Origin of the sequence: Erwinia sp. SLM-02 (assembly GCF_037450285.1) — a bacterium.
Lineage (GTDB): Bacteria > Pseudomonadota > Gammaproteobacteria > Enterobacterales > Enterobacteriaceae > Erwinia.
Map to the genome: position 1 here is coordinate 348,781 of NZ_JAQISN010000001.1, position 22,341 is coordinate 371,121.

Sequence of the window (22,341 nt, forward strand, 5' to 3'; positions counted from 1 at the left end):
AATTGATGTGGATGTTTAGGTTGAAATTTGCGGTGCTGCCCGGCGTGACCGGGCTGGGCCTGTTTATTCTGGTGGCGGTATTCGCACCCTGGCTGTCGCCCTATGCGCCAGACCAGGTGGTGGGCAGCGCCTGGAGCGGCGTCACGGCGGAAAACTGGCTGGGGACCGATAACCTCGGGCGGGATCTGCTTTCCCGTCTGATCTGGGGCACCCGTACGTCGCTGAGCGTCAGCGCCGTGGCGACGCTGCTGGCCTTTGCCGTCGGGACGTTTCTCGGCTTTCTGGCCGGCTTCTGTCGCGGCTGGGTCGACCAGCTTATCTCCCGACTGAACGATATTCTGATGGCGATCCCCACGCTGATTCTGGCGCTTGTGGTGCTGGCGATGCTGCCGAAAACCATTCCGGTGATCGTGCTGGTGCTGGGTTTGCTTGAATCCACCCGGGTACTGCGCGTGGCGCGTTCGCTGGCGGTGGATATTGCGGCGCAGGAGTTTATTGAGGTTGCGCGACTGCGCGGGGAGCGCCTGAGCTGGGTGCTGTGGCGCGAGATCCTGCCAAATGCGCTGACCACGCTGATCGCCGAGTTTGCCCTGCGCTTTATCTTTATTCTGCTGTTCCTGTCGGCGCTGTCGTTCCTGGGAATGGGCATTCAGCCGCCGACCGCCGACTGGGGCGGGCTGGCGCGCGATAACAAGGACGGCATTCTGTTTGGCGTCTGGGCGGCGCTGATCCCCGGCGCGGCGATAGCGCTGCTGGCGATAGCGCTGAACAGCGTGGCCGACTGGCTGTTAAGCCACCATACCCGCAGCTGGCAGGAGTAAATGATGAGCCAACAACCACTGTTAAGCGTAGAGCAGCTGCGGGTCACCGCCGGCAACGCCGTGCTGGTGCATGATATCTCCTTCACCCTGAAAAAGGGAGAAGTGCTGGGATTAATTGGTGAGTCGGGGGCGGGGAAATCCACCATCGGTCAGGCGATTCTGGGGCATTTCCGTTTCGGCATGAAGTTGAGCGGTGGCAGTATCCACTTCGCCGGACGCGAACTGACCGGGTTTTCTGAACGCCAGCTGCGCGGTGTGCGGGGGTCGAAAATCGCCTACGTGGCGCAGTCTGCCAGCGCGGCGTTCAACCCGGCGAAGAAAATCGGCGAGCAGGTCATTGAAGCGGCCATCCGGCACCGGATACTGAATCGCCAGCAGGCCATCGTGCGGGCGATTGAGATTTTCAGTCAGCTCCAGCTGCCGGACCCGCAGGACTTTTTCCACCGCTACCCGCATCAGGTCTCGGGCGGCCAGCTGCAGCGCGCGATGATCGCGATGGCGATCTGCGCCGGTCCTGAGCTGATTATCTTTGATGAACCCACCACCGCGCTGGATGTGACCACCCAGCTGGAAGTGCTCAAGGCTATCCGCGAGGTGATCCGTCTGACCGGGGTTGCTGCGCTGTATATCAGCCACGACCTCGCGGTGGTGGCCCAGATAAGTCAGCGCATTATGGTGCTGCGGCACGGGCGCGAGGTGGAGTGCGGCAACACCGCCGAGCTGCTGGCCGCTCCGCAGGAGGCCTACACCCGCGACCTGCTGAACAGCCACGGCGAACCGCATCAGCCGCGCGGCACCACGCTGCCGCTGCTCACCGCCGAACAGATCTCCGTGGACTACCAGGCCAACCGCGTACTGGACGACGTCTCGCTGACTATCGGACGGGGCCGTACCCTGGCGCTGATCGGCGAGTCGGGTGCCGGGAAATCTACCCTGGGCAGACTGATTTGCGGGCTGGTTGCCCCCGCGCACGGCAGCGTTCGCTTTAACGGCCAGCTGCTGCCTGCCGCGCTGCGTCAGCGTTCCCGCCAGCAGCTCCAGTCGGTGCAGATGATCCATCAGCATCCTGATACCGCGCTGAATCCACGGCTAACCATCGGCGTGCAGATTGCGCGCTCGATGGTCTGCCTGACCACCCTGAACCCGCTACAGCGGCAGGCGCGGGTCAGCGAGCTGCTGGAAAAGGTCGGCCTGCCGCCACAGCTGGCCGAACGCTACCCGCACGCGCTCTCCGGCGGCCAGAAGCAGCGCGTTTGCATTGCCCGCGCGCTGGCGGTCGATCCGGCGCTGATTGTCTGCGATGAACCGACCTCCGCGCTCGACCCGCTGGTCGGCCGCGAGGTGCTGGCGCTGCTGAAATCGCTACAGGAAGAAACCGGCGTGTCGATGCTGTTTATCACCCACGATCTGCACGTGGTGCAGGCGGTGGCGGATGAGGTGATGGTGCTGCGCGACGGCAGGGTGGTGCGCCAGGGGCGACTGGACCAGGTGTTCAACGCGCCGATGGACGAGTACACCGCCCGGCTGCTGCGGGCGGTGCCTGAAATGCGCGTGGGATGGCTGGAAGAGGCCGGAGCAGTGGCATAAATCTGCTCTCTGGCATTTACTGGTGGGCGATAACGGAGGCAATCACGCCGCTGGCGATCGCGATCAGCACGTAGTTGCCGTTCACGTTCATCCAGCGATGGCCTGACGGTGGCGCTTTCAGGCCGTGTTTCTTCCAGTCGTTAACCTGATAGCCTGCGCCGCGATACTGCTGCGGCAGCGGGCGTCCCTTGCGGAAGTCAGGCTGCTGGCGCTCCGGTTTATTGCCGTGCGCCTGCTGGTGCGATACCTGCTGTGGGCGCGCGTTGTTTTCACGCTGAGGCTGGCCGCCGTTGGCGTGCTGGTTCTGCTGCGGCTGGCCGCCGTTGCTGTGCTGTTGCTGCGGGTGTTTAATCGGCTGTTGTGCGTCGCGGCCGTTGTCCGGCCCCTGGGCAAACGCGCTCAGGCTGCCGGTGGCAATCATCATTGCGGATAAAGCGATAACCAGGGTCTTTTTCATTTTGTTATTCCTTACGGTTGAATCAGTGTTCAGACAGAAGGAATGTGGCCTCCGGGCGGGGCGCGAACAAGGGTAAAAATCCGAAGAGTGCGGGTTTAACGGTTTTTTTAACTGGTCTTTACGAAAAACTGCAACGCCACCACCGGCAGCGTTGCACAGGGGATCAGAAAGGGGTTTCCACTACGCCGCCGTCCACCCGTAAAGCGGCACCGGAGGTGGCGGAGGAGAGCGGTGAGCAGACGTACACCACCATATTGCTGACTTCTTCCACGCTGGCTGCACGCTGAATAACCGAGGTCGGGCGATTAGCTTTAACAAACTCCACCCCCAGGTCTTCCAGCTTCGCACCGTTCGCCACTTCCTGCTTAAACATCTCGGCGAAGCCGTCGGACAGCGTGGGCCCGGGCAGCACCGCGTTAACCGTCACGCCCGTGCCGGCGGCGGCTTTGGCCAGGCCGCGGGACAGCGCCAGCAGGGCGGTTTTACTGACGCCATAGTGGATCATATCCGCCGGAATATTGATGGCGGATTCAGAGGAAAGGAACACCACGCGACCCCAGCCGGATTTGATCATCTGCGGCATATAGGCCCGGCTCAGGCGCACCGCCGACATGACGTTAATATCCCAGATGCTCTGCCACAGCGCATCGTCGGTTTCAAAGAAGTCGCCGCCGGGGAAAATGCCGACGTTGTTGACCAGGATATCGCACTGCGGTTCGGCCTTCAGCAGTGCGCTACAGCCGTCGGCGGTCCCCAGGTCCAGCGCGTAGCCGCGCGCGCCGTGGCCCAGTTCGTTCACCAGCGCGTCCACCTGCTGCTGGCTGCGCCCGGTAACAACGACCCGCGCACCGGCTGCGGCCAGCCCCTGCGCGATCCCTTTGCCGATACCTTTCGTGGAACCGGTGACGATGGCAGTTTTGCCGCTTACATCAATCTTCATCACATTCTCCTGTGCGGTTAGGTCAGGAGAATAAGTGTAGACACGATTCAGCGGCGGTGGGGATTAGTCGATGCGATAGGCCTGTTCCAGCATCCAGCGCTGCTGCTCGCGGCTGTAGCTGACCAGCGAATTTTTACTGTTGGATCGCGCGAGGATCCACTCCGTTTCATCTACCGAGAGGGGCAGAGGATCCTGCCAGAAGGCCATACCGGCGTTATCCATCAGCCACTGTTTTAACTGTGCTGCCGGCGGGGTGCTGGCCTGGCGGAATAACGTAATATTCAGCTCCTGCATCAGCTGCGCCTGCTGCGGATGCGGGCTTTCATCCAGCAGGGTGAGGAACGGCAGCAGCAGGCGGCCGCAAACTTCACCGTGATGGTAATCCTTGATGGCACCCAGCTCACCGGCAATGCCGTGGATCACCCCCAGCCCCGCCATGCTCAGGCTCTGGCCGCCAAGCCACGAGGCCAGCATCATTTGCTCACGCGCGCTGTCTCCCGGGGCACCGCCTGCAGTCAGCTGCGGCCAGCCGCGAACGAAGGCCTGCATGCCGCTGACGGCGGTCTGACGGGTGAAGGCGTTCCCCTTCGACGACAGATAGGCTTCAAACAGGTGGGTAAAGGCATCCACCGCGCAGCACACCAGTACCTTGTCCGGTGCGCCGCGCAGCAGGTCGGGGTCGAGAATGGCAATCTGCGGAACAAATTCAGGGTGGCGCAGCGAGGCTTTCACCTTGATGTCGGCTTTATCGGTGATCACCGCGTTCTGCGTGACTTCACTGCCGGTTCCCGCCGTGGTCGGCACGGCAATCAGCGGCAGGGTGGCACCACTCACCGCCGTATCGCCCACTTTTTCCAGATAGCGCAGCGTACCCAGCGGATGCTGGCTCAGCGCCGCAACCGCTTTCGCCGCATCCAGCACGCTGCCGCCGCCAATGGCGACGACCCGCTGGATTTTTCCGCGCCAGCGCGCCACCCAGCTGTCGATTTCATCGGGTGACGCTTCGTGCGGCACAATTTCAATCCCGACCAGCAGCGGCTGGAGTTGAGGCTCCAGATTTTTCCACGCTGCGCTACGCAATAAAGAACTGCCGCAGAACAGCAGGGTCGGTAAGGGCGTATCCGTCAGCAGACGCGGGAGCTGTTGCAGGCTGCCGCTGCCGAAGAAGGTCTGTCGATTGGCGATCAGTTGGCTGGTATTCATAAACGGACTGTGGCCTTCAGGGTTACAGCTGGCCGGGTGCCGGGCAGCTGAAGGTGATCATCTGGTTTTGCGGTGAATTGATAATACTGAACTGCCGATCGGAAACGCGCTGCGCCAGCCAGCCGTCGCGGGTGACGGCGGAAGGAATATAGAGTTCCCGGTTGGTGGACTGCAGAGCACCGCTTTCCAGCGTCAGGTCGGGCAGAGTGACGGAAAACGAGTTGAAGCGGTCAACGACCAGCCCCTGTACGGTGCCGAGCGGCTGCCCCTCCAGGCTCTGGCGCTGGCCGTTACATTCCACCCCTTTATAGTCCGAGGAGCAGGCCGCAAGCAGCAGGATCAGTACGGCAGGCAGCGGCCGTAAAAACGGAACAGCGGAAAGGCGCGGTGGCATCAGCCTGGGACATGAGTACGGCATTACGCATCCTGTCGGTTGGGGGGATCCTCAGTATAGCGCGAGTATAGCGCGCCAGTTATGCCGGAAGAAAGCCATTGCGCACGGCGGTAAATTCGCATGATTCACGGTATAACCCTCTACTATGTAACAATATGCGGAATCGATTCTGTGATTTTGTTAACAATAGTTCGCAAACGAATTAATGAGTGCTACAATCCTTGCGATTTTTGTGATGGACATCACATTGATGGCGGTATGGTCGTTCTCTTACCGTTACAGATCCCTCCGGGTGGAGGGCAGGGAAAGCAGCACGGCACGCTTTACGGGCAAATTTCGCAAGGGGTTGTATACTTTTTGACGAGTCTGCCCTGCGGTGACTGTGCATCAGCTCGTCAGGGAAGGCAGGTGCTTATTCCGGGAATACCGGGTTAATCTCATTTGTCGCATCCGATTTGCGGCGTGAAGATTCAGGGTATGGGATAGAGCGTTTATTGGTGCTTTTTTAACTCCGAATCTTTCCAGTGAATAAAAATAAAACCTCTGTACTCCTTCTGACGCCGATGTTTTTCATCGCCCCTGTCTCCGTCAGTTTTGCGCAAACCTCTGCAACCGCCGCTCAGGGACAGGACTCTACCCTGATGGTTATCAAACACCGTAATGGCCTGTCCGAGCTGGACACGCCCGCCGCCGTCAGCGTGGTGGAAGGCGACGATCTGCGCCACAGCACGGCACAGGTGAACCTGTCCGAAAGCCTTGGCAGCGTGCCGGGCCTGCAAATTCAGAACCGCCAGAACTACGCGCAGGATCTGCAGCTGTCGGTGCGTGGCTTCGGTAGCCGCTCGATGTACGGCGTGCGCGGCGTGCGCATCTACGTTGACGGTATTCCCGCAACGATGCCCGACGGACAGGGCCAGACCTCGAATATCGATATCAATTCCGTTGGCAAAGTGGAAGTGCTGCGCGGCCCGTATTCGGCCCTTTACGGCAACGCCTCCGGCGGGGTGGTGAATATTGACACCACCAGCGGCAGCCAGCCCACCACGCTGGAAGCGGGCACCTACTTCGGCAGCTACGGCACCTGGCGCAACAGCGTTAAGGCCAGCGGCGCAACCGGCGACGGTACCCAGGCCGGGGACGTTAACTACACGATTTCCGGCTCCCGCTTTACCACTCATGGCTTCCGTGACCACAGCGGCACGCAGAAAAGCCTCGGCAACGGCAAGCTCGGTGTGCGGCTGGATGACGTCAGCACCCTGACGCTGATGTTTAACAGCGTATCGGTGGATGCTAACGATCCCGGCGGCCTGAGCGAGGCCGAATATAAGGCCAATCCGAAGCAGTCTCCGCGCGGCGATCAGTACAACACGCGCAAGAGCCTCGACCAGACGCAGATTGGCCTGCGCTATCAACGCCAGATGAGCGATAACGACGAGCTGACGCTGACCACGTGGCACGGCGAACGCCACACCACGCAGTATCAGTCTATTCCTTACGCCACGCAGCAGAACGCAGCCTATCCGGGCGGTGTGATCGTGCTGGAGCGTAAATACCAGGGGGTTGATACCCGCTGGAAGCACGATGACCAGCTGGGATCGATGCCGGTCTCGCTGATTGCCGGGCTGGATTATGAAACCATGACCGAGCGCCGCCAGGGTTTCCAGAACTATAACCTGGTGAATAACGTGCCGCAGTTCGGTGAGAAAGGGGATCAGCGCCGCAACGAGAAGAACACGATGTGGAATCTCGACCCCTATCTGCAAACCAGCTGGCAGCTCTCCTCCGCGTGGACGCTGGACGCGGGTCTGCGCTACAGCACGGTCAGTTTTGACTCTACCGACTACTATATTACTCAGGGCAACGGTGATGACAGCGGCAGCGCGCGCTACCACAAGCTGCTGCCGATGGGCTCGATTAACTATGCGGTGACCGATGCGTGGAATCTTTATGCTTCCGCCGGCCGCGGCTTTGAAACCCCGACCATCAACGAGCTGTCCTATCGCTCGACGTCCGGTAGCGAAACCGGCCTGAACCTGGGCCTGAAACCGGCCACCAGCGATACCTTTGAAATCGGCAGCAAAACCCGCATTGGTTACGGCCTGCTGACCGCGGCCATCTTCCAGACCAACACCGACAATGAGCTGGTGGTGGACAAGAGCCAGTACGGTCGCGCGGTGTATAAAAACGCCGGGGAAACCCGACGTCGTGGCTTGGAGCTGGGCTTCGATCAGCAGTTCGCCCAGGACTGGCGGCTGAAAATGGCGTGGACGCTGCTGGATGCCACCTACCGCAATGAAACCTGCTCTGCCAGCGGCAGCTGCACCCCGGCGGGCAACCGTCTTCCGGGTATCGCCCGCAATATGGGCTACGCCTCGCTGGAGTATGCACCGGAAAGCGGCTGGCACGCCGGCGCGGATATTCGCTATTTAAGCCGCATCCAGGCCGATGACGCCAACGATGCCCAGGCCCCGTCCTATGCGGTGACCAGCCTGAACACCGGCTATCGATTCAACTGGAGCCGCTGGTCGCTGGACCTGTTCGGACGCGTGGACAACCTGTTCGATCGCCAGTACGTCGGCTCGGTAATTGTTAACGAAGGCAACGGTCGTTACTTCGAACCGGCCCCGGGGCGCAACTGGGGCGGCGGTGCGACGCTGGCCTATCAGTTCTGATGATTTAACGCCGGAAGTGTAACGGCAACGGATCCAAAACGGCCTGCTAATGCCACCGGCAGCGGCGGGTCAGAACACACCGGATGGATGGCTAAACAATAACCGGGTGTTTTTAAAGATTAGGCTTACGCTTAATCGACGACTTTAAATATTGGTAAGGTTCAAATTATGCAAAGTAAAGCATCAAGGATCCTGATCCTGTTGACGACGATATTTGCCGTACTCAGCGGCCTGTATCTGTTAATTGGCGGTATCTGGCTAGCTAAACTGGGCGGTTCGCTCTACTACATTATTGCCGGTGTGATTCAGCTGATCACCGCCTTTTTGCTGTTCCGCCGTCGTGGCGCAGCGTTACTGCTCTACGCACTGTTCCTGCTCGGCACCACTATCTGGTCGCTGTGGGAAGTGGGATCTGATTTCTGGGCGCTGACTCCGCGTCTGGATGTGACCTTCTTCTTCGGCCTGTGGCTGGTACTGCCGTTTATCTGGCGTGGCCTGACCAGCAAAGGCGCCTTCCCGCGTACGGCGCTGGCCGGCGTGCTGGTGTTTGTGGTTATCGTTCTGGCTTACTCGGTATTTAACGATCCGCAGGAAGTGAACGGTACCCTGAGCACCGACCAGGTTGAACAGCCTGCGCCTTCCGCTGACGGCGTTGCTGCCGGTGACTGGCCTGCCTATGGCCGCACCCAGGGCGGTACCCGCTACTCTCCGCTGAAGCAGATCACCGATAAGAACGTCGGCGAGCTGAAGCAGGCGTGGGACTTCCAGACCGGCGATTTGAAAACCGCAACCGATCCGGGTGAAATCACCAATGAAGCAACGCCGATTAAAATCGGTGATGCCCTTTACCTGTGTACGGCGCACCAGAAGCTGTTTGCGCTGGATGCCGCGACCGGTAAAGAGAAGTGGCGTTTCGATCCGAAAATGAAGACCGACCCGACGTTCCAGCACGTGACCTGTCGCGGTGTGTCTTACTACCAGACCCCGGAAGCCGCCGCGCTGCCAGCGGGTGCCAAGCCTGCGCTGTGCGCACGCCGCATCCTGCTGCCGGTGAACGACGGTAACCTGTACGCACTGGATGCCGAAACCGGTGAGCTGTGTGCGGAATTTGGTGACAACGGTAAGCTGAACCTGCAGAGCAATATGCCGTTCAACAAGGTAGGTGGCTATGAGCCAACCTCACCACCGATTGTGACACCGACCACCATCGTGATGGCTGGCGCAGTAACCGATAACTACTCCACGAAAGAACCGTCCGGCGTTGTCCGTGGTTTTGACGTGAAGACCGGTAAGCTGCTGTGGGCCTTCGATACCGGCGCTAAAGATCCAAACCTGCTGCCGGAAGCGGATCAGCACTACACGCCGAACTCGCCGAACTCCTGGGCACCAGCGGCATATGATGCCTCGCTGGACCTGGTGTATCTGCCGATTGGCGTGTCGACTCCGGATATCTGGGGCGGCAACCGTACGCCAGAGATGGAGCGTTTTGCTACCGGCCTGCTGGCGCTGAATGCAACCACCGGTAAGCTGGCCTGGTTCTACCAGACCGTGCATCACGACCTGTGGGATATGGACGTTCCGGCTCAGCCAACGCTGGCGGACATTGATGATAAGAACGGTAACAAGGTTCCGGTTATCTACGTTCCGACCAAAACCGGTGACCTGTTCGTTCTGGATCGCCGCAGCGGTAAGCCGGTGGTTCCAGCGCCTGAGATGAAGGTGCCGGGTGGCCCGGCGAAGGGCGATCGCCTTTCTCCAACCCAGCCATACTCTGAGCTGAGCTTCCGTCCTAAAGCGCATCTGGCCGGTAAAGATATGTGGGGTGCCACTATCTACGATCAGCTGATCTGCCGCGTGATGTTCCATCAGCTGCGTTATGAAGGCCCGTTCACCCCGCCATCCGAGCAGGGTACGCTGGTGTTCCCGGGTAACCTGGGGATGTTCGAGTGGGGCGGTATTTCCGTTGACACCGACCGTCAGGTTGCCGTGGCTAACCCAATGGCGCTGCCGTTCGTTTCCCGCCTGGTCCCACGTGGCCCGGGTAACCCGATGGAGCCGGACGAGAACGATAAAGGCGGCACCGGCAGCGAGTCTGGTATTCAGCCACAGTACGGTGTGCCGTACGGCGTGACGCTGAATCCGTTCCTGTCTCCGCTGGGCTTCCCGTGCAAGCAGCCTTCATGGGGCTACATTTCAGCGATTGACTTGAAAACTAACGATATCGTATGGAAAAAACGTATCGGTACGGTGCGCGACAGTTCACCGGTTCCGCTGCCGTTTAAAATGGGTATGCCAATGCTGGGCGGTCCGGTTTCTACCGCCGGTAACGTGTTCTTCATTGCGGCTACCGCTGATAACTACCTGCGTGCGTTTAACGTGTCTAACGGCGAGCAGCTGTGGCAGGCGCGTCTGCCAGCAGGCGGTCAGGCAACACCGATGACGTATGAAGTGAACGGTAAGCAGTACGTGGTGATTGTGGCCGGTGGTCACGGTTCCTTCGGTACGAAGATGGGCGATCATGTGATTGCTTATGCTTTGCCGGACAGTAAGTAAGAGTACGTTTCATTCGGGGCGGGCCTGAGGGTTCGCTTCGGATTTAGCGTGAAGGGCGGCCGTTTTTACGGCCGCTTTTTTTTGTCTGCTGTTTGGGGAGGACTGTGCTGTTGTGCCTGCGACTGCTGGGACTGCGGTGACTGCGTTGGCTGGTTGTGCCCCCGATCGTGCGGGTCCTCGCGCCGCGCTGCGGTGCCCTCACTTCGTTCGTCAGCCTGTCGGACCGGCTCAGACGGCACATCCGTGTGCCGACCGAGCCTTGTGCCCGCGTCCTGCGGGCACATCCTGGCTTCCTTTCTCCGTTCAGCGCTGTGGATTGCCCGCTCGGGGGCACAACCAGCCTGCTTTCCGGCTTCCGCGTTTTCTGAGGGATGAATTCTGGCTTTCACTCTCCGTTCAGCGCTGTGGATTGCCAGCTCGGAGGCACAACCAGCCTGCTTTCCTGCCTCCGCGTTTTCTGAAGGAAAAGTCCTGGTTTTTTCTCTACGTTCGGTGCTGCGGTTGAGCGCTAGGGGAAACTGGCAGTCAGCCTGTTGTCGTTGTAACTGCGCTGACGGGTTACTGCCACAACGGGCGGTCCTCGCACCGCTGTGCGGTACCTTCACTTCGTTCGTCAGCCGATCGGATCGGTCCAGACGTCACATCCATGTGCCGACCGAACCTTTCGCCTGCGTCCTTGCAGGCGAATCCTGGCGTCCTCTCTGCGTTCAGCGCTGCGGATTGCCCGCCGTGGCTGCAACCCGTCATCGCCGTAATTCAGGCGTTATCTTCAGATTAAAAACATCTGTTTTGTGCATTGATTTGTTCAGACGGAGATCGGTGATGCGGCTCTTGGTTGCATTCTGGCCAGAAGGTATTTGCTGAAACTCTTTTGTCGCCTTTTACCGCATTGTTGCTGAACTATATGCTAAACATTGCAGCCTGAACCGCTTACCCGGCAGCGATAACAGTAAAATGAAGGTGCACAGCCTCTGCCGGGGATACCGGGCAATCCGCAGCGCTGAGGTGAAAGCAGCAGGCCAGGAGACGCCAACAGGGAAGTTGGCGTCAGGCTAAGTCGGGTCAGGGATGACACGTCTTAGCCGGTCCGACCGGCCGGATGCTGTAACCGAAGGCATCACGCAGCGCGTGACGCGAGGACCGGCCGGAAGCCCCGGCAGACGCTGGGAACCCGGCACGGATTTATCAGCGACAAAATAGCCGGTCCGACCGGCCGGATGCTGTAACCGAAGGCATCACGCAACGCGTGACGCGAGGACCGGCCGGAAGCCCCGGCAGAGGCTGGGAACCTGGCACGGATTTATCAGCGACAAAATAGCCGGTCCGGCCGGCCGGATGCTGTAACCGAAGGCATCACGCAACGCGTGACGCGAGGACCGGCCGGAAGCCCCGGCAGAGGCTGGGAACCCGACAAGGTTTAACCCGCGATGATCAACCGACCGGCAGCGCCTTCAACTGCGCAATCTGCTGCCGCCAGCGCGCAACCGCCGCGGCCTCATTCTTCAGACTGAACGTGACCCCGCTGGTCACCGTGGCATAGGGCGCACGGTGAATCACCACCTGCTGTACCGCGGCATCAAATACCGTTAGCTGAAGATCGGTCACGGTTTCATCCCGCCTCTGCGCCAGCGCCTGAATCTCAATCACCGCGCCGTCCTCCACCAGTGCCAGGGTCATTTTACCGTCGCGTATCAGATTGGCGGTGGTGGTCGAGCCGGGCCAGATGGCAAAACGCAGCAGCCGTGGAGACAGGGCGATAATCTCCCCAACGCTCAGCTGGGCCGCATACGGCCAGCCATTGCCGCCAACGCTGGAAAGGCGAATCGCCTGATGCAGGTGACTGTCCGGCAGTGAACCATCAAGCAGGGTCAGCAGCGTTTCAGGTAAAAAGGTGTCACTCATAAAAACTCCATGTGAAAATTTCAGCATCAGCATCAGCATCAGCATCAGCATCAGCATCAGCATTCAAACCGCTGTCCAGCAAATCCAGCGGCCAGAAACGCTATCAGCCGCTGCTCGCAAAGGCGCTGACGCGCGTTATCCGGCCAGCATCTTCCCGCGCACAATCACCTTGCCCGGCTTGATATCGCTCTCGGTCGCGCGGCGAATGGCCAGATTGATCACCTGCCAGGCCATCTCATGCAGATCGTGGGAAATACAGGGGAAACTGAAGCCGTAAATCGCCGCGTGGGAGACTTCATCAATGCTGAACAGCGACACATCCTTCATTGGCTGAAGATGGTGATCGATGCAGGACTTAACGATCCCCAGTGAAATCTGGTTATTACAGCCCACGAAGAAGTCCGGCGGCGAATTGTTCTGCAGATAATCACTGGTGATACTGGCGGCGATGTCCATATAGAAATCGGCGTACAGCACCTCAAAACTGGCAACTTTACCCGCCAGCGCGGCGCTCAGACCGGTCACGCGCTCGCGCGCGACGTTGGAATCCTCCGGCCCGGAAACCACCACCACCCGCTGCGCTTTGCGGTCCAGCAGATAGCGGCCCGCCTGCAGTCCGCAGTCCAGATTGTCGATATACACGCCGCTGCATGAACTGATATCCAGCTCGCGATCCACCAGGATCACCGGAATATTTAACGCTTCCAGCTGCGCCATATAGGCCGGTTGATAGTTACGATCCGAGGAGATCACCGACAGCACAATGGCGTCAACGTTATAGCCAATCAGTTTGTCGATGATGCGGTTTTCATGCTCCTGCGACTCGCGGGAGTCGAAAATCAGCGTGTCGTAACCGGCTTTTTCCGCTTCCAGCGTCATCAGGCGAGTCAGCCCGCCGAAGAAGGGATTCCCCATATCCGGGTTAACGATACCAATGGTTTTACTGTCGCGCGCCCGCAGATTGCGCGCGGCGGTATTAACCACGTAGCCCATCTCTGCGGCGGTTTCCAGTACCCGTTTCAGGGTTTCAGGATGCACTTTGTCCGGGTGAGAAAAAGCACGCGACACGGTAATTTTACTGACGTTTGATTGTGCGGCTACGCTCGACAGCGTGGCCTTCATTTTCCGGCCTGGCGGCAATTTGTGCTCCTGATTCTTTTAATATCATTTTGTACCATTACCGTATCATGACAGATCGCCAGACCTGAAGCGAGTCAATCCTTGCAAGCGCTTATCCCAGGCGGTTTACCCGGGGATCGGTAAAGACGTCCAGCTCGTCGCGGCTTTCCGAGGAGAATTCTGACACCACCGCACCGTTCTCACCCGCCTGGAACCAGTGACGGGTGTTGGGAGCGATAGTGTACTGCTCGCCCGGGCGCAGCAGTATGTAATTTTTGGCCGTATACCAGGCCTCCGCACCTTCCGGCGGCTGACCAATCCCTGCCGAGGAGGGCAGGCTGTCGTCGTCAACAAACAGCCACACTTCGCCCCAGCGGCAGCGGAAGGTTTCCTGTTTACCCGGTGTGCCGGCGAACGGCGGATGCAAATGTTCCGGGCAGGTCTGGCGCGGGAACAGCACCAGCTCCTTGGCGCAGTAGCGCGGCGTATTAATGTAGGTCAGCAGCTGAAGCCCGGAAATCGGGTAGTCCGGCAGGCCGAAGGTGGCGATTTCAATCTGCTGCTGCTCGGCCGCGGTCAGCTCAATGGCGGCCTGTTGCAGATAGTGGCGGGTTTGTTCGATGGCCTGTTGACGCGTACTCATGATCTTCCTCCGGAGGTAAAACTGGTATCGGTAACATCAAAAAAACGATCCCTGAATCGGTATAACTGCCCTGTTCGCGTCATTATCCGCCGGTGAAAGGGGTTACAGGAATGAAAAAGCCAAAAATTTAACCGAAGTCACACATTTTTAACCCGGGATCCTATATTGTCGCTGACATATTAATGTTATCGATACCATTTAGATATCACCGGGAGCCGAATATGAAAGCGTTAGTTCTTGCCGAAGCAGGCAAAATTGCCATCGAAGACCGCCAGTTTGACGAACAGCTGGGCGACACCGATGTTGAGATCAAAATTCACTCCGTCGGCATTTGCGGCAGCGATGTGCATTATTACCAGCACGGTCGCATCGGGCCTTTCGTGGTGGAAGCGCCGATGGTCCTGGGTCATGAAGCCTCCGGCGTGGTGCTGGCGGTGGGTAAAGGCGTGAAGCACCTGCAGCCGGGCGATCGCGTGTGCATGGAGCCGGGGATCCCCGATATGCAGTCCGCGCAGTCACGTGCCGGTATCTATAACCTCGACCCGGCGGTACGCTTCTGGGCCACGCCGCCGATCCACGGCTGCCTGCGTGAAACGGTGATCCACCCTGCGGCCTTTACCTTCAGGCTGCCGGACAACGTCAGTTTTGCCGAGGGCGCCATGGTGGAGCCGCTGGCGATCGGCATGCATGCCGCGACCAAAGCGGCGATCAAACCGGGTGATATCGCGCTGGTGATCGGTGCCGGTCCGATTGGCGTGGTGACCGCGCTGGCGGCGCTGGCAGGAGGCTGTTCTGACGTTATCATCTGCGACATGTTTGATGAAAAACTGCAGGTGGCGGCGAACTATGAAGGGCTGCACGCGGTAAATATTAAAAGCGGCGAGCTGGCCGCCACCGTGGCACGCCTGACCAGCGGCAACGGCGTGGATGTGGTGTTTGAGTGCAGCGGCGCGAAGCCGGCCATTGCCGGGATCAGCGAACATATCGCCCCGGGCGGCACTGCGGTGCTGGTGGGCATGCCGATTGACGCCGCGCCGATGGATATCGTCGCCGCGCAGGCCAAAGAAGTCACCTTCAAGACCATTTTCCGCTACGCCAATATGTATCCGCGCACCCTGCGCCTGCTCAGCTCCGGCAAGCTGCGCGTTCAGCCGTTGATCTCGCAGACCTACAAGTTCGTCGACAGCGTGGCGGCATTTGAACGGGCGGCCGCGGGCAACCCTGACGACATCAAAATCATGCTGGAAATGGAGTAAGTCATGGCGCTGTATGCGGGCATTGACTGCGGTACCCAGGGTACCAAAGTGGTGATTGTTGATGACCAGAGCGGGACACTCCTCGGTAGCGGTAGCGCGTCACATCAGCTGATCAGTGATTCATCCGGGCGGCGCGAGCAGCAGGCGGAATGGTGGATTGACGCACTGGTCGCGGCGTTTAAGCAGGCGACGGCCGCGGCGGGCGTGGACCCGCAGCAGATCGCCGCGCTGGCGGTATCCGGACAGCAGCACGGTTTCGTGGCTCTTGACGAGGCTGGCGAAGTGCTGCACGCGGTCAAGCTGTGGTGCGATACCAGCACCGCGGATGAAAACGCCTGGCTGCTGGATCGGCTGGGCGGTGAGCAGGGGTCGCTGGAGCAGCTGGGCCTGACGGTCGCCACCGGCTATACCGCCTCCAAAATCGTCTGGTTCAAGCAGCAGCATCCGGAACTGTGGCAGCGGCTGGCAACGGTACTGCTGCCGCACGATTATCTGAACTTCTGGCTGACCGGCGTGCGCTGTGCGGAATACGGTGATGCCTCCGGCAGCGGGCTGTTTGATATCCGTGAGCGCTGCTGGGACCGCCGCACGGTGGAGCTGATCGACGACAGCGGACGGCTGTGGAACGCGCTGCCGCCGCTGATTTCGGCCGAGCAGCCGGTAGGCGAGGTGGGCGAGCGGGCGATTGAGGCGCTGGGCCTGCGCCCGGGAACGCTGGTGGCCAGCGGCGGCGGCGACAATATGATGGCGGCTATCGGCACCGGTAATATCCAGCCGGGGATCCTGACCATGAGCCTCGGCACCTCCGGCACGCTGTTTGCCTGTTCCGACAGCCCGGTAGTCGCCGACTCGGCGATGATTGCCGGGTTCTGCTCCAGCACCAACGGCTGGCTGCCGCTGATTTGCACCATGAATGTGACTTCGGCGACGACCACGGTTCAGCATCTGCTGAATCAGGATCTGGCGTCGTTCAATCAGGCGCTGGAGCAGGCCGAGCCGGGCGCTGGTGGTATGGTTCTGCTGCCGTTCTTTAACGGTGAACGCGTGCCGGAACTGCCGGCGGCGAAGGCCAGCCTGCACAATATGGACAGCGATAATCTGACTCCGGCCAACCTCTGCCTGGCCGTGGTGGAAGGCGCAACTTACGGCCTGCGTTTCGGGCTGGATCTGTTCCGTCAGCAGGGCGTGGCGGTCAGCGAGATCCGCCTGACCGGCGGCGGGGCAAACAGCCCGCGCTGGCGGCAGATTGTCGCCGACGTGATGGACTGCCCGGTGGTGTGCCTGCATGAGAAAGAGAGCGCGGCACTGGGCGCGGCGATACAGGCTATCTGGTGCCATCGGCTGGCCAGCGGCAGCGAACGGCCAGCGGCCCTGCTGCTTGCCGACCTGAGCCAGCAGTTTGTCCGGCTGGACGAAAGCAGCCGCGCGCAGCCGGATGCCGACCGCGCGCGACGCTATGCCGATCTCTATCAGCGCTACCTGCATTTACTGCACAAAGAGTACGAGGTGAGTTTATGAGTCAGTCAGCCGGAGGAGAACAGTCCGCTTACCTGCTGGAAGTCAGCGGAGTGAAAAAGAGCTTTGGCCCGGTCGTGGCGCTGAAGAACGCCGAGTTCTGCCTGCGGCGTGGCTCGATCCACGCCCTGTGCGGCGGGAACGGTGCCGGGAAATCGACCTTCCTCAGTATTCTGATGGGGTTTGTTCAGCCCGACAGCGGCGACATTTTTATCAACGGTAAGCGCTGCGAGTTCTCTCACCCGAAAGAGGCGCTGGCGGCCGGCATTGCAATTGTCCAGCAGGAGCTCAGTACTATCGCGGATCTGACGGTTGCCGAGAATATCTGGCTGGGGCGCGAGCCGCGCCGCTTTGGCTTTGTGGACTTCCGCCGGATGAACCAGCAGACCGCCGATCTGCTGGCGGATCTGCACTTTACCCTGTCGCCGACCGAGAAGATGCGCAATCTCAGCGTGGCGGAGCAGCAGCTGGTGGAGATCGCCAAGGCGCTGTCGCACGCCAACGCCGACATCATCATTATGGATGAGCCGACCTCGGCGATTGGCGAAGAGGACGTGCAGAAGATTTTCCAGGTGATTACCCGGCTGGCGCAGAAGGGGAAGGGGATCATCTACGTTTCGCATCGTCTGGCGGAGATCTTTCAGATCGCGGACAGCTATACCATCTTCCGCGATGGCAGCTATATCCATGAGGGCTTGCTGAGCGATATCACTCGCGAGCAGCTGATTGAACATATTATCGGCGGCGAGTTTGAGAATGAGTTCGCCAAGTTCAATCGCCCCGGCGATGAAGTGATGATGCAGGTGAATAACCTGAGCTGGGGGAGGAAGGTGCGGGATATCAGCCTGACGCTCAGGCGCGGTGAAATCCTGGGTATTTATGGCCTGGTCGGATCGGGGCGCAGCGAGTTTCTCGACCTGATTTTTGGTATTCGCCACGCCGACAGCGGCACCGTGCAGCTGGGCGGGAAGACGCTGGCGCGCCATTCGCCGAAGGAGTCAATCGCCAGCGGGATTGCCTATGTGACGGAAGATCGCAAAGAGACCGGGCTGGTGCTGTGCCGTTCGGTGAATGAAAACATCAATATTGCCTCATTCCAGGATATCAGCCGGGGCGGCTTTATCAGCGACCGCCGCGAGCAGCAGCGCACGCGAGAGATGATCCAGCGCTTTAACGTGAAAACGCCGGACGGGGATCAGCTGGTGGGCAATCTCAGCGGCGGCAATCAGCAAAAAGTGGTGCTGGGACGCTGGGCGCTGGTGGACCCGCAGGTGATGCTGCTGGATGAGCCGACGCGCGGGATTGATGTTGGGGCGAAGAAAGAGATTTATCGTTTTATGTCGGAATTCGCCCTCAAGGATCGCGGCATTATTATGGTGTCATCCGAGCTGTCGGAAATTATCGGCATGAGCGACCGCATTCTGGTCTTTAAGGATGGCGCACTGGCCGGTGAATTATCGGCAGAGAATGTTACCCAGGCAGAATTAATGAAGCTGGCGGTATAAATCCGCTTTAAACTATCTGGCGAAAACTGGCGAATAATAACGATCCGGCGCGCTGATTTTTGCCAAGAATATAAGAGAAAAAATGATGAATACTACCCATTCAATTACACCGGGGTTGTCTTTGTTTGCCCGAAATAAGCGTCACCTGCATAAATACGGCATCATTATCGCCTTCTTTGTCCTTTGCCTGGTGGTAACGGCAATTGGTGAAGTTCAGGTCGCCAAAGGCGCCTGGAGCAGTAACTATTTCCTCAGTAACGAGAATATGCTGATCGTTCTGCGCCAGATATCCATTAACGGCATTCTGGCCATCGGCATGACCTTCGTGATTATTACCGCCGGGGTGGATCTGTCGGTGGGGTCGGTGCTGGCGCTGAGCGGCATCGTTGCCGCGCGCTTTGCCACCACCAACACCGGGCTGGCGATTGGCGATACCGCACATGCGGTGCTGATGCCGCTGATTATCGCGCTGGGCATTGGGATCGTCTGCGGTCTGCTGAACGGCACTATCCTGGCGCGCTATCGCCTGCAGCCGTTCATCGTCACCATGGGGATGCTGTCTGCGGCGCGCGGGCTGGCGCTGCTGACCACCGACGGCAACCCGGTATCGCAGCTGAACCCCGATTTCCGCTGGCTGGGTAACGGCTACGTGCTGGGTATTCCGGTGCCGGTTATTCTGTTCGTGGTGCTGTTTGCCCTGGCATGGATCCTGCTGAATAAAACCCTGTTTGGCCGCTACGTCTATGCGGTGGGCGGCAATCAGAAAAGCGCACGCACCTCAGGCATCAGCGTGGTGAAGATTAAGGTGCTGGTCTACACCCTGTGCGGCGCGCTGGCCGGGATTGCCGGGCTGATCCTCACCGCCCGTACCGGATCGGCGCAGACCAACGCCGGAGCCGCCTACGAGCTGGATGCCATCGCCGCCGTGGTGATTGGCGGTACCAGTATGGCCGGGGGCGTGGGAACGCTGGTCGGTACGCTGTTTGGTATTTTAATTATCGGCGTAATGAATAACGGCCTCGATCTGCTGGGCGTGCAGTCTTATTATCAGCAGATTATTAAAGGCGCATTAATTGTGGTTGCCGTACTGCTCGATCCGTCGCGTAAACAACAGCGCGATTAATCATGTGTTCGCGGAATAAATAAACAGCCTGTTTAACAGGTGAGTATCCTACAAAAACCAGGAGTTAGAATGAATAAGATGACCAAAATAGCCCTGCTGACCTCCGGCCTGTTAATGGGCAGCATGGCCGCTCACGCCGCACCGGTGAAAATTGCCGTGCTGATGTACGGCATGAAAGCGGAATTTGTCCAGCTAATGGAAAAAGCCGGGAAAGAACATCCGGCGGTTAAAAGCGGTGATGTGCAGTTAACCGTTTATGACGGACGCTACGATCCGATGGTGCAGAATAACCAGGCGGAAACGGCCATTCAGACGCACGCCGACGCGATTATCATTAACCCAATGGACTACGAAGCGAATATCGACGTGGTGACCATGGCGAATGAAGCGAAGATCCCCGTGATTGTTACCAACGCCCGTCTGAACACCGACAAGATGACCTCTGAAGTGGTTTCCGATGACGTGCTGGGCGGCTATCTGGAAGCCAAAGCGGTACTGAAGAAAATGAACTGCAAAGGCAACGTGGTGATCATTGAAGGGCCGAAGGGCGGCAGCGGTGAGATCCAGCGCGGCCAGGGTAACGATAAAGCCATCGCCGAATGCGGCGCGGGCAACGTGAAGGTACTGGAGCGTAAAACCGCCAACTGGTCGCGTGCCGAAGCGCTGCCGCTGATGGAAAACTGGCTGCAGAAGCATCGTGGACAGATTAACGGCGTGATCGCGCAGAACGATGAAATGGCGCTGGGGGCGATTGAGGCCATCAAGGGTGCTAACCTGAACGTGAAGGACTTCGCCATTGCCGGCGTGGACGGCGTTTCCGACGCCATCCGCGCGGTGCAGGCGGGTGAAATGGTGTCGATTCTGCAGGATGCGCACGCGCAGATGCAGGGCTCTATTGACGTTGCGCTGCGTGCGGTAAAAGGTGACAGCTACCAGCCGCAGTCCACCATCTGGAAACAGTACGAAGGCAAAATGGCCTGGGATGACGGGAAATCAAAACGCTATTCCGTGCCGTGGACCGAAGTGACCACGGAAAACGCCACCCAGCTGCTGGACGCGCGTAAGTAAGAACGATCGGGGCCATCGTGATTTAACCGGTGGCCCCGTTTTTTTCAATTATCACGGTAGTAATAATCACTCATGTTTTGTGACAAAAACATGAACTTTATTTGATAGTTCAGTTTTATCCTGGCGGGTTAATTTTTACTCTGCCATGTTTAGCTAAACGGCATGACAACCAACCTGTTTTAATTTCCCACCTGACAGATGTTCTTAATCTTCCCCTAAGAAAACTCATTTATGCTTTGTGTATAGTCGCGAGTTTAAGATAACTCACCTATTGTTTATGGGTTATTTTCTCGGTCTGTTTTCGTGGCTAACGATTTTTTTTCCGTTGGCGTTTTCACGGGGCTACCCCAACACTTATCCACTTTTCCCGAGGTGCGTTTTTTCACGCCCTCTGGTTAATTTCTGCCAGTTTATTGGTGATAACTGTTTAGCGAGATTAATCAATGTTGGAGTTTTTACCTTTTTCCCGCCCGGCAATGGGCAGCGAAGAACTTGACGCGCTGGCAGAGGTTTTGCGTTCAGGTTGGATTACCACTGGTCCTAAAAATCAGCAGCTTGAGCAGGAGTTTTGCCAGCTGACGGGTAACAGCCACGCGATCGCCGTCAGCTCGGCGACCGCCGGGATGCACGTTACGCTGATGGCCCTCGGCATTCAGGCGGGTGATGAAGTCATTACGCCGTCGATGACCTGGGTTTCCACGCTGAATATGATCGCGCTGCTGGGCGCCACGCCGGTGATGATCGACGTCGATCGCGATACGCTGATGGTCACGCCCGAAAGGATTGAAGCGGCGATCACCCCAAAAACCAAAGCGATTATTCCCGTACATTACGCCGGCGTACCGGCCGATATCGACGCGATTCACGCGCTGGGGAAACGCTACGGCATTCCGGTGATTGACGATGCCGCCCATGCCGCCGGTACTTTTTATCAGGGGCGCCACGTCGGGGCGACGGGAACGGCCATTTTCTCCTTCCATGCGATTAAAAATATGAGCTGCGCCGAAGGCGGGATGGTGGTCACCGACGACGCGGCGCTGGCTGACCGCGTGCGCAGTCTCAAGTTTCACGGGCTGGGCGTGGATGCCTACGATCGCCAGACTCACGGCCGCGCGCCGCAGGCGGAAGTGATCGCGCCCGGATACAAATATAATCTGGCCGATCTGAATGCCGCGATAGCCCTGGTACAGCTGAAAAAGCTGGCACAGCATAATGCGCGCCGCGAGCAGATTGCCCGCCGCTATCTGGCCGAACTTGCCGATACGCCGTTCCTGCCGCTCAGACAGCCCGACTGGCCGCACCAGCATGCCTGGCATCTGTTTATTTTGCGCATCGATCCCGAGACCTGTGGCCTCAGCCGCGATGAACTGATGCAGGCGTTGAAAGCGCAGGGGATTGGCACCGGGTTGCATTTTCGTGCGGCCCACACGCAAAAATACTACCGCGAACGTTTCCCCGATTTATCGCTTCCCAATACGGAATGGAACTCCGCGCGGATTTGTTCCATTCCGCTGTTCCCGACCATGACCGATAACGATGCGGATCGCGTGATTGGTGCTCTGCGTCAGCTTGCAGGTAAATAA

The 22,341-nt window shown here is 59.0% G+C and carries 17 protein-coding genes; 10 read left to right on the forward strand and 7 right to left on the reverse strand.

Features of this window, described 5'->3' with window-relative positions:
• The first annotated feature begins 11 nt into the window (after window positions 1-11).
• Both PGH32_RS01735 and PGH32_RS01740 read left to right on the forward strand, forming a co-directional pair.
• Window positions 12-821, forward strand: coding sequence for an ABC transporter permease (locus tag PGH32_RS01735; protein ID WP_337893026.1), 810 nt, complete (start codon window positions 12-14; stop codon window positions 819-821).
• Between the two features lie 3 nt (window positions 822-824).
• Complete coding sequence (locus PGH32_RS01740) at window positions 825-2,408, forward strand: ABC transporter ATP-binding protein (protein ID WP_337893027.1); 1,584 nt, start codon at window positions 825-827, stop codon at window positions 2,406-2,408.
• A 16-nt stretch (window positions 2,409-2,424) separates the two neighbouring features.
• Here the strand turns inward: PGH32_RS01740 and PGH32_RS01745 are convergent, their stop codons facing one another.
• From PGH32_RS01745 to PGH32_RS01760, 4 genes are all read right to left on the reverse strand, one after another.
• Window positions 2,425-2,865, reverse strand: coding sequence for an RcnB family protein (locus PGH32_RS01745; protein ID WP_314418301.1), 441 nt, complete (start codon window positions 2,863-2,865; stop codon window positions 2,425-2,427).
• Window positions 2,866-3,028: 163 nt separating this feature from the next.
• A complete protein-coding gene (locus PGH32_RS01750) occupies window positions 3,029-3,805 on the reverse strand; it encodes an SDR family NAD(P)-dependent oxidoreductase (protein WP_314418300.1) in 777 nt (258 codons plus the stop codon).
• A 63-nt stretch (window positions 3,806-3,868) separates the two neighbouring features.
• Entirely contained in the window at window positions 3,869-5,008 is a 1,140-nt protein-coding gene (locus tag PGH32_RS01755) for an iron-containing alcohol dehydrogenase (RefSeq protein WP_337893028.1), read from the reverse strand.
• Window positions 5,009-5,030: 22 nt separating this feature from the next.
• A complete protein-coding gene (locus tag PGH32_RS01760; protein WP_314418298.1) occupies window positions 5,031-5,426 on the reverse strand; it encodes a hypothetical protein in 396 nt (131 codons plus the stop codon).
• Between the two features lie 539 nt (window positions 5,427-5,965).
• Here PGH32_RS01760 and pqqU point away from each other — a divergent pair.
• The gene (gene pqqU / locus PGH32_RS01765; RefSeq protein ID WP_443112760.1) at window positions 5,966-8,074 is read left to right on the forward strand and encodes a TonB-dependent receptor PqqU; all 2,109 of its coding nucleotides are present in this window, start codon (window positions 5,966-5,968) and stop codon (window positions 8,072-8,074) included.
• Between the two features lie 168 nt (window positions 8,075-8,242).
• On the forward strand, window positions 8,243-10,627 hold the full coding sequence (locus PGH32_RS01770; RefSeq protein WP_314418297.1) for a glucose/quinate/shikimate family membrane-bound PQQ-dependent dehydrogenase: 2,385 nt from the start codon (window positions 8,243-8,245) through the stop codon (window positions 10,625-10,627).
• Between the two features lie 1,431 nt (window positions 10,628-12,058).
• Here the strand turns inward: PGH32_RS01770 and PGH32_RS01775 are convergent.
• The 3 genes from PGH32_RS01775 to PGH32_RS01785 form a co-directional block, all read right to left on the reverse strand.
• Window positions 12,059-12,529 (reverse strand): pyridoxamine 5-phosphate oxidase, encoded by a 471-nt coding sequence (locus tag PGH32_RS01775; protein WP_337893029.1) that lies wholly within the window; start codon window positions 12,527-12,529, stop codon window positions 12,059-12,061.
• A 135-nt stretch (window positions 12,530-12,664) separates the two neighbouring features.
• The gene (locus PGH32_RS01780) at window positions 12,665-13,651 is read right to left on the reverse strand and encodes a LacI family DNA-binding transcriptional regulator (protein WP_314418875.1); all 987 of its coding nucleotides are present in this window, start codon (window positions 13,649-13,651) and stop codon (window positions 12,665-12,667) included.
• A 109-nt stretch (window positions 13,652-13,760) separates the two neighbouring features.
• Complete coding sequence (locus PGH32_RS01785; protein ID WP_314418292.1) at window positions 13,761-14,291, reverse strand: D-lyxose/D-mannose family sugar isomerase; 531 nt, start codon at window positions 14,289-14,291, stop codon at window positions 13,761-13,763.
• A 221-nt stretch (window positions 14,292-14,512) separates the two neighbouring features.
• Here PGH32_RS01785 and PGH32_RS01790 point away from each other — a divergent pair, with 221 nt between their 5' ends.
• The 6 genes from PGH32_RS01790 (at window position 14,513) to arnB (ending at window position 22,341) form a co-directional block, all read left to right on the forward strand.
• Window positions 14,513-15,547: an NAD(P)-dependent alcohol dehydrogenase gene (locus tag PGH32_RS01790; RefSeq protein WP_314418290.1), complete on the forward strand. Its 1,035-nt coding sequence runs from the start codon at window positions 14,513-14,515 to the stop codon at window positions 15,545-15,547.
• 3 nt (window positions 15,548-15,550) lie between these two features.
• The gene (gene xylB, locus PGH32_RS01795) at window positions 15,551-17,065 is read left to right on the forward strand and encodes a xylulokinase (RefSeq protein ID WP_337893030.1); all 1,515 of its coding nucleotides are present in this window, start codon (window positions 15,551-15,553) and stop codon (window positions 17,063-17,065) included.
• Window positions 17,062-18,567: a sugar ABC transporter ATP-binding protein gene (locus PGH32_RS01800; RefSeq protein ID WP_337893031.1), complete on the forward strand. Its 1,506-nt coding sequence runs from the start codon at window positions 17,062-17,064 to the stop codon at window positions 18,565-18,567. The genes xylB and PGH32_RS01800 overlap by 4 nt, the downstream gene beginning before the upstream one ends.
• Before the next feature lie 85 nt (window positions 18,568-18,652).
• Complete coding sequence (locus tag PGH32_RS01805; RefSeq protein ID WP_337894249.1) at window positions 18,653-19,690, forward strand: ABC transporter permease; 1,038 nt, start codon at window positions 18,653-18,655, stop codon at window positions 19,688-19,690.
• Window positions 19,691-19,768: 78 nt separating this feature from the next.
• Window positions 19,769-20,758 (forward strand): substrate-binding domain-containing protein, encoded by a 990-nt coding sequence (locus tag PGH32_RS01810; protein WP_443112761.1) that lies wholly within the window; start codon window positions 19,769-19,771, stop codon window positions 20,756-20,758.
• A 443-nt stretch (window positions 20,759-21,201) separates the two neighbouring features.
• The gene (gene arnB, locus PGH32_RS01815; RefSeq protein ID WP_337893032.1) at window positions 21,202-22,341 is read left to right on the forward strand and encodes a UDP-4-amino-4-deoxy-L-arabinose aminotransferase; all 1,140 of its coding nucleotides are present in this window, start codon (window positions 21,202-21,204) and stop codon (window positions 22,339-22,341) included.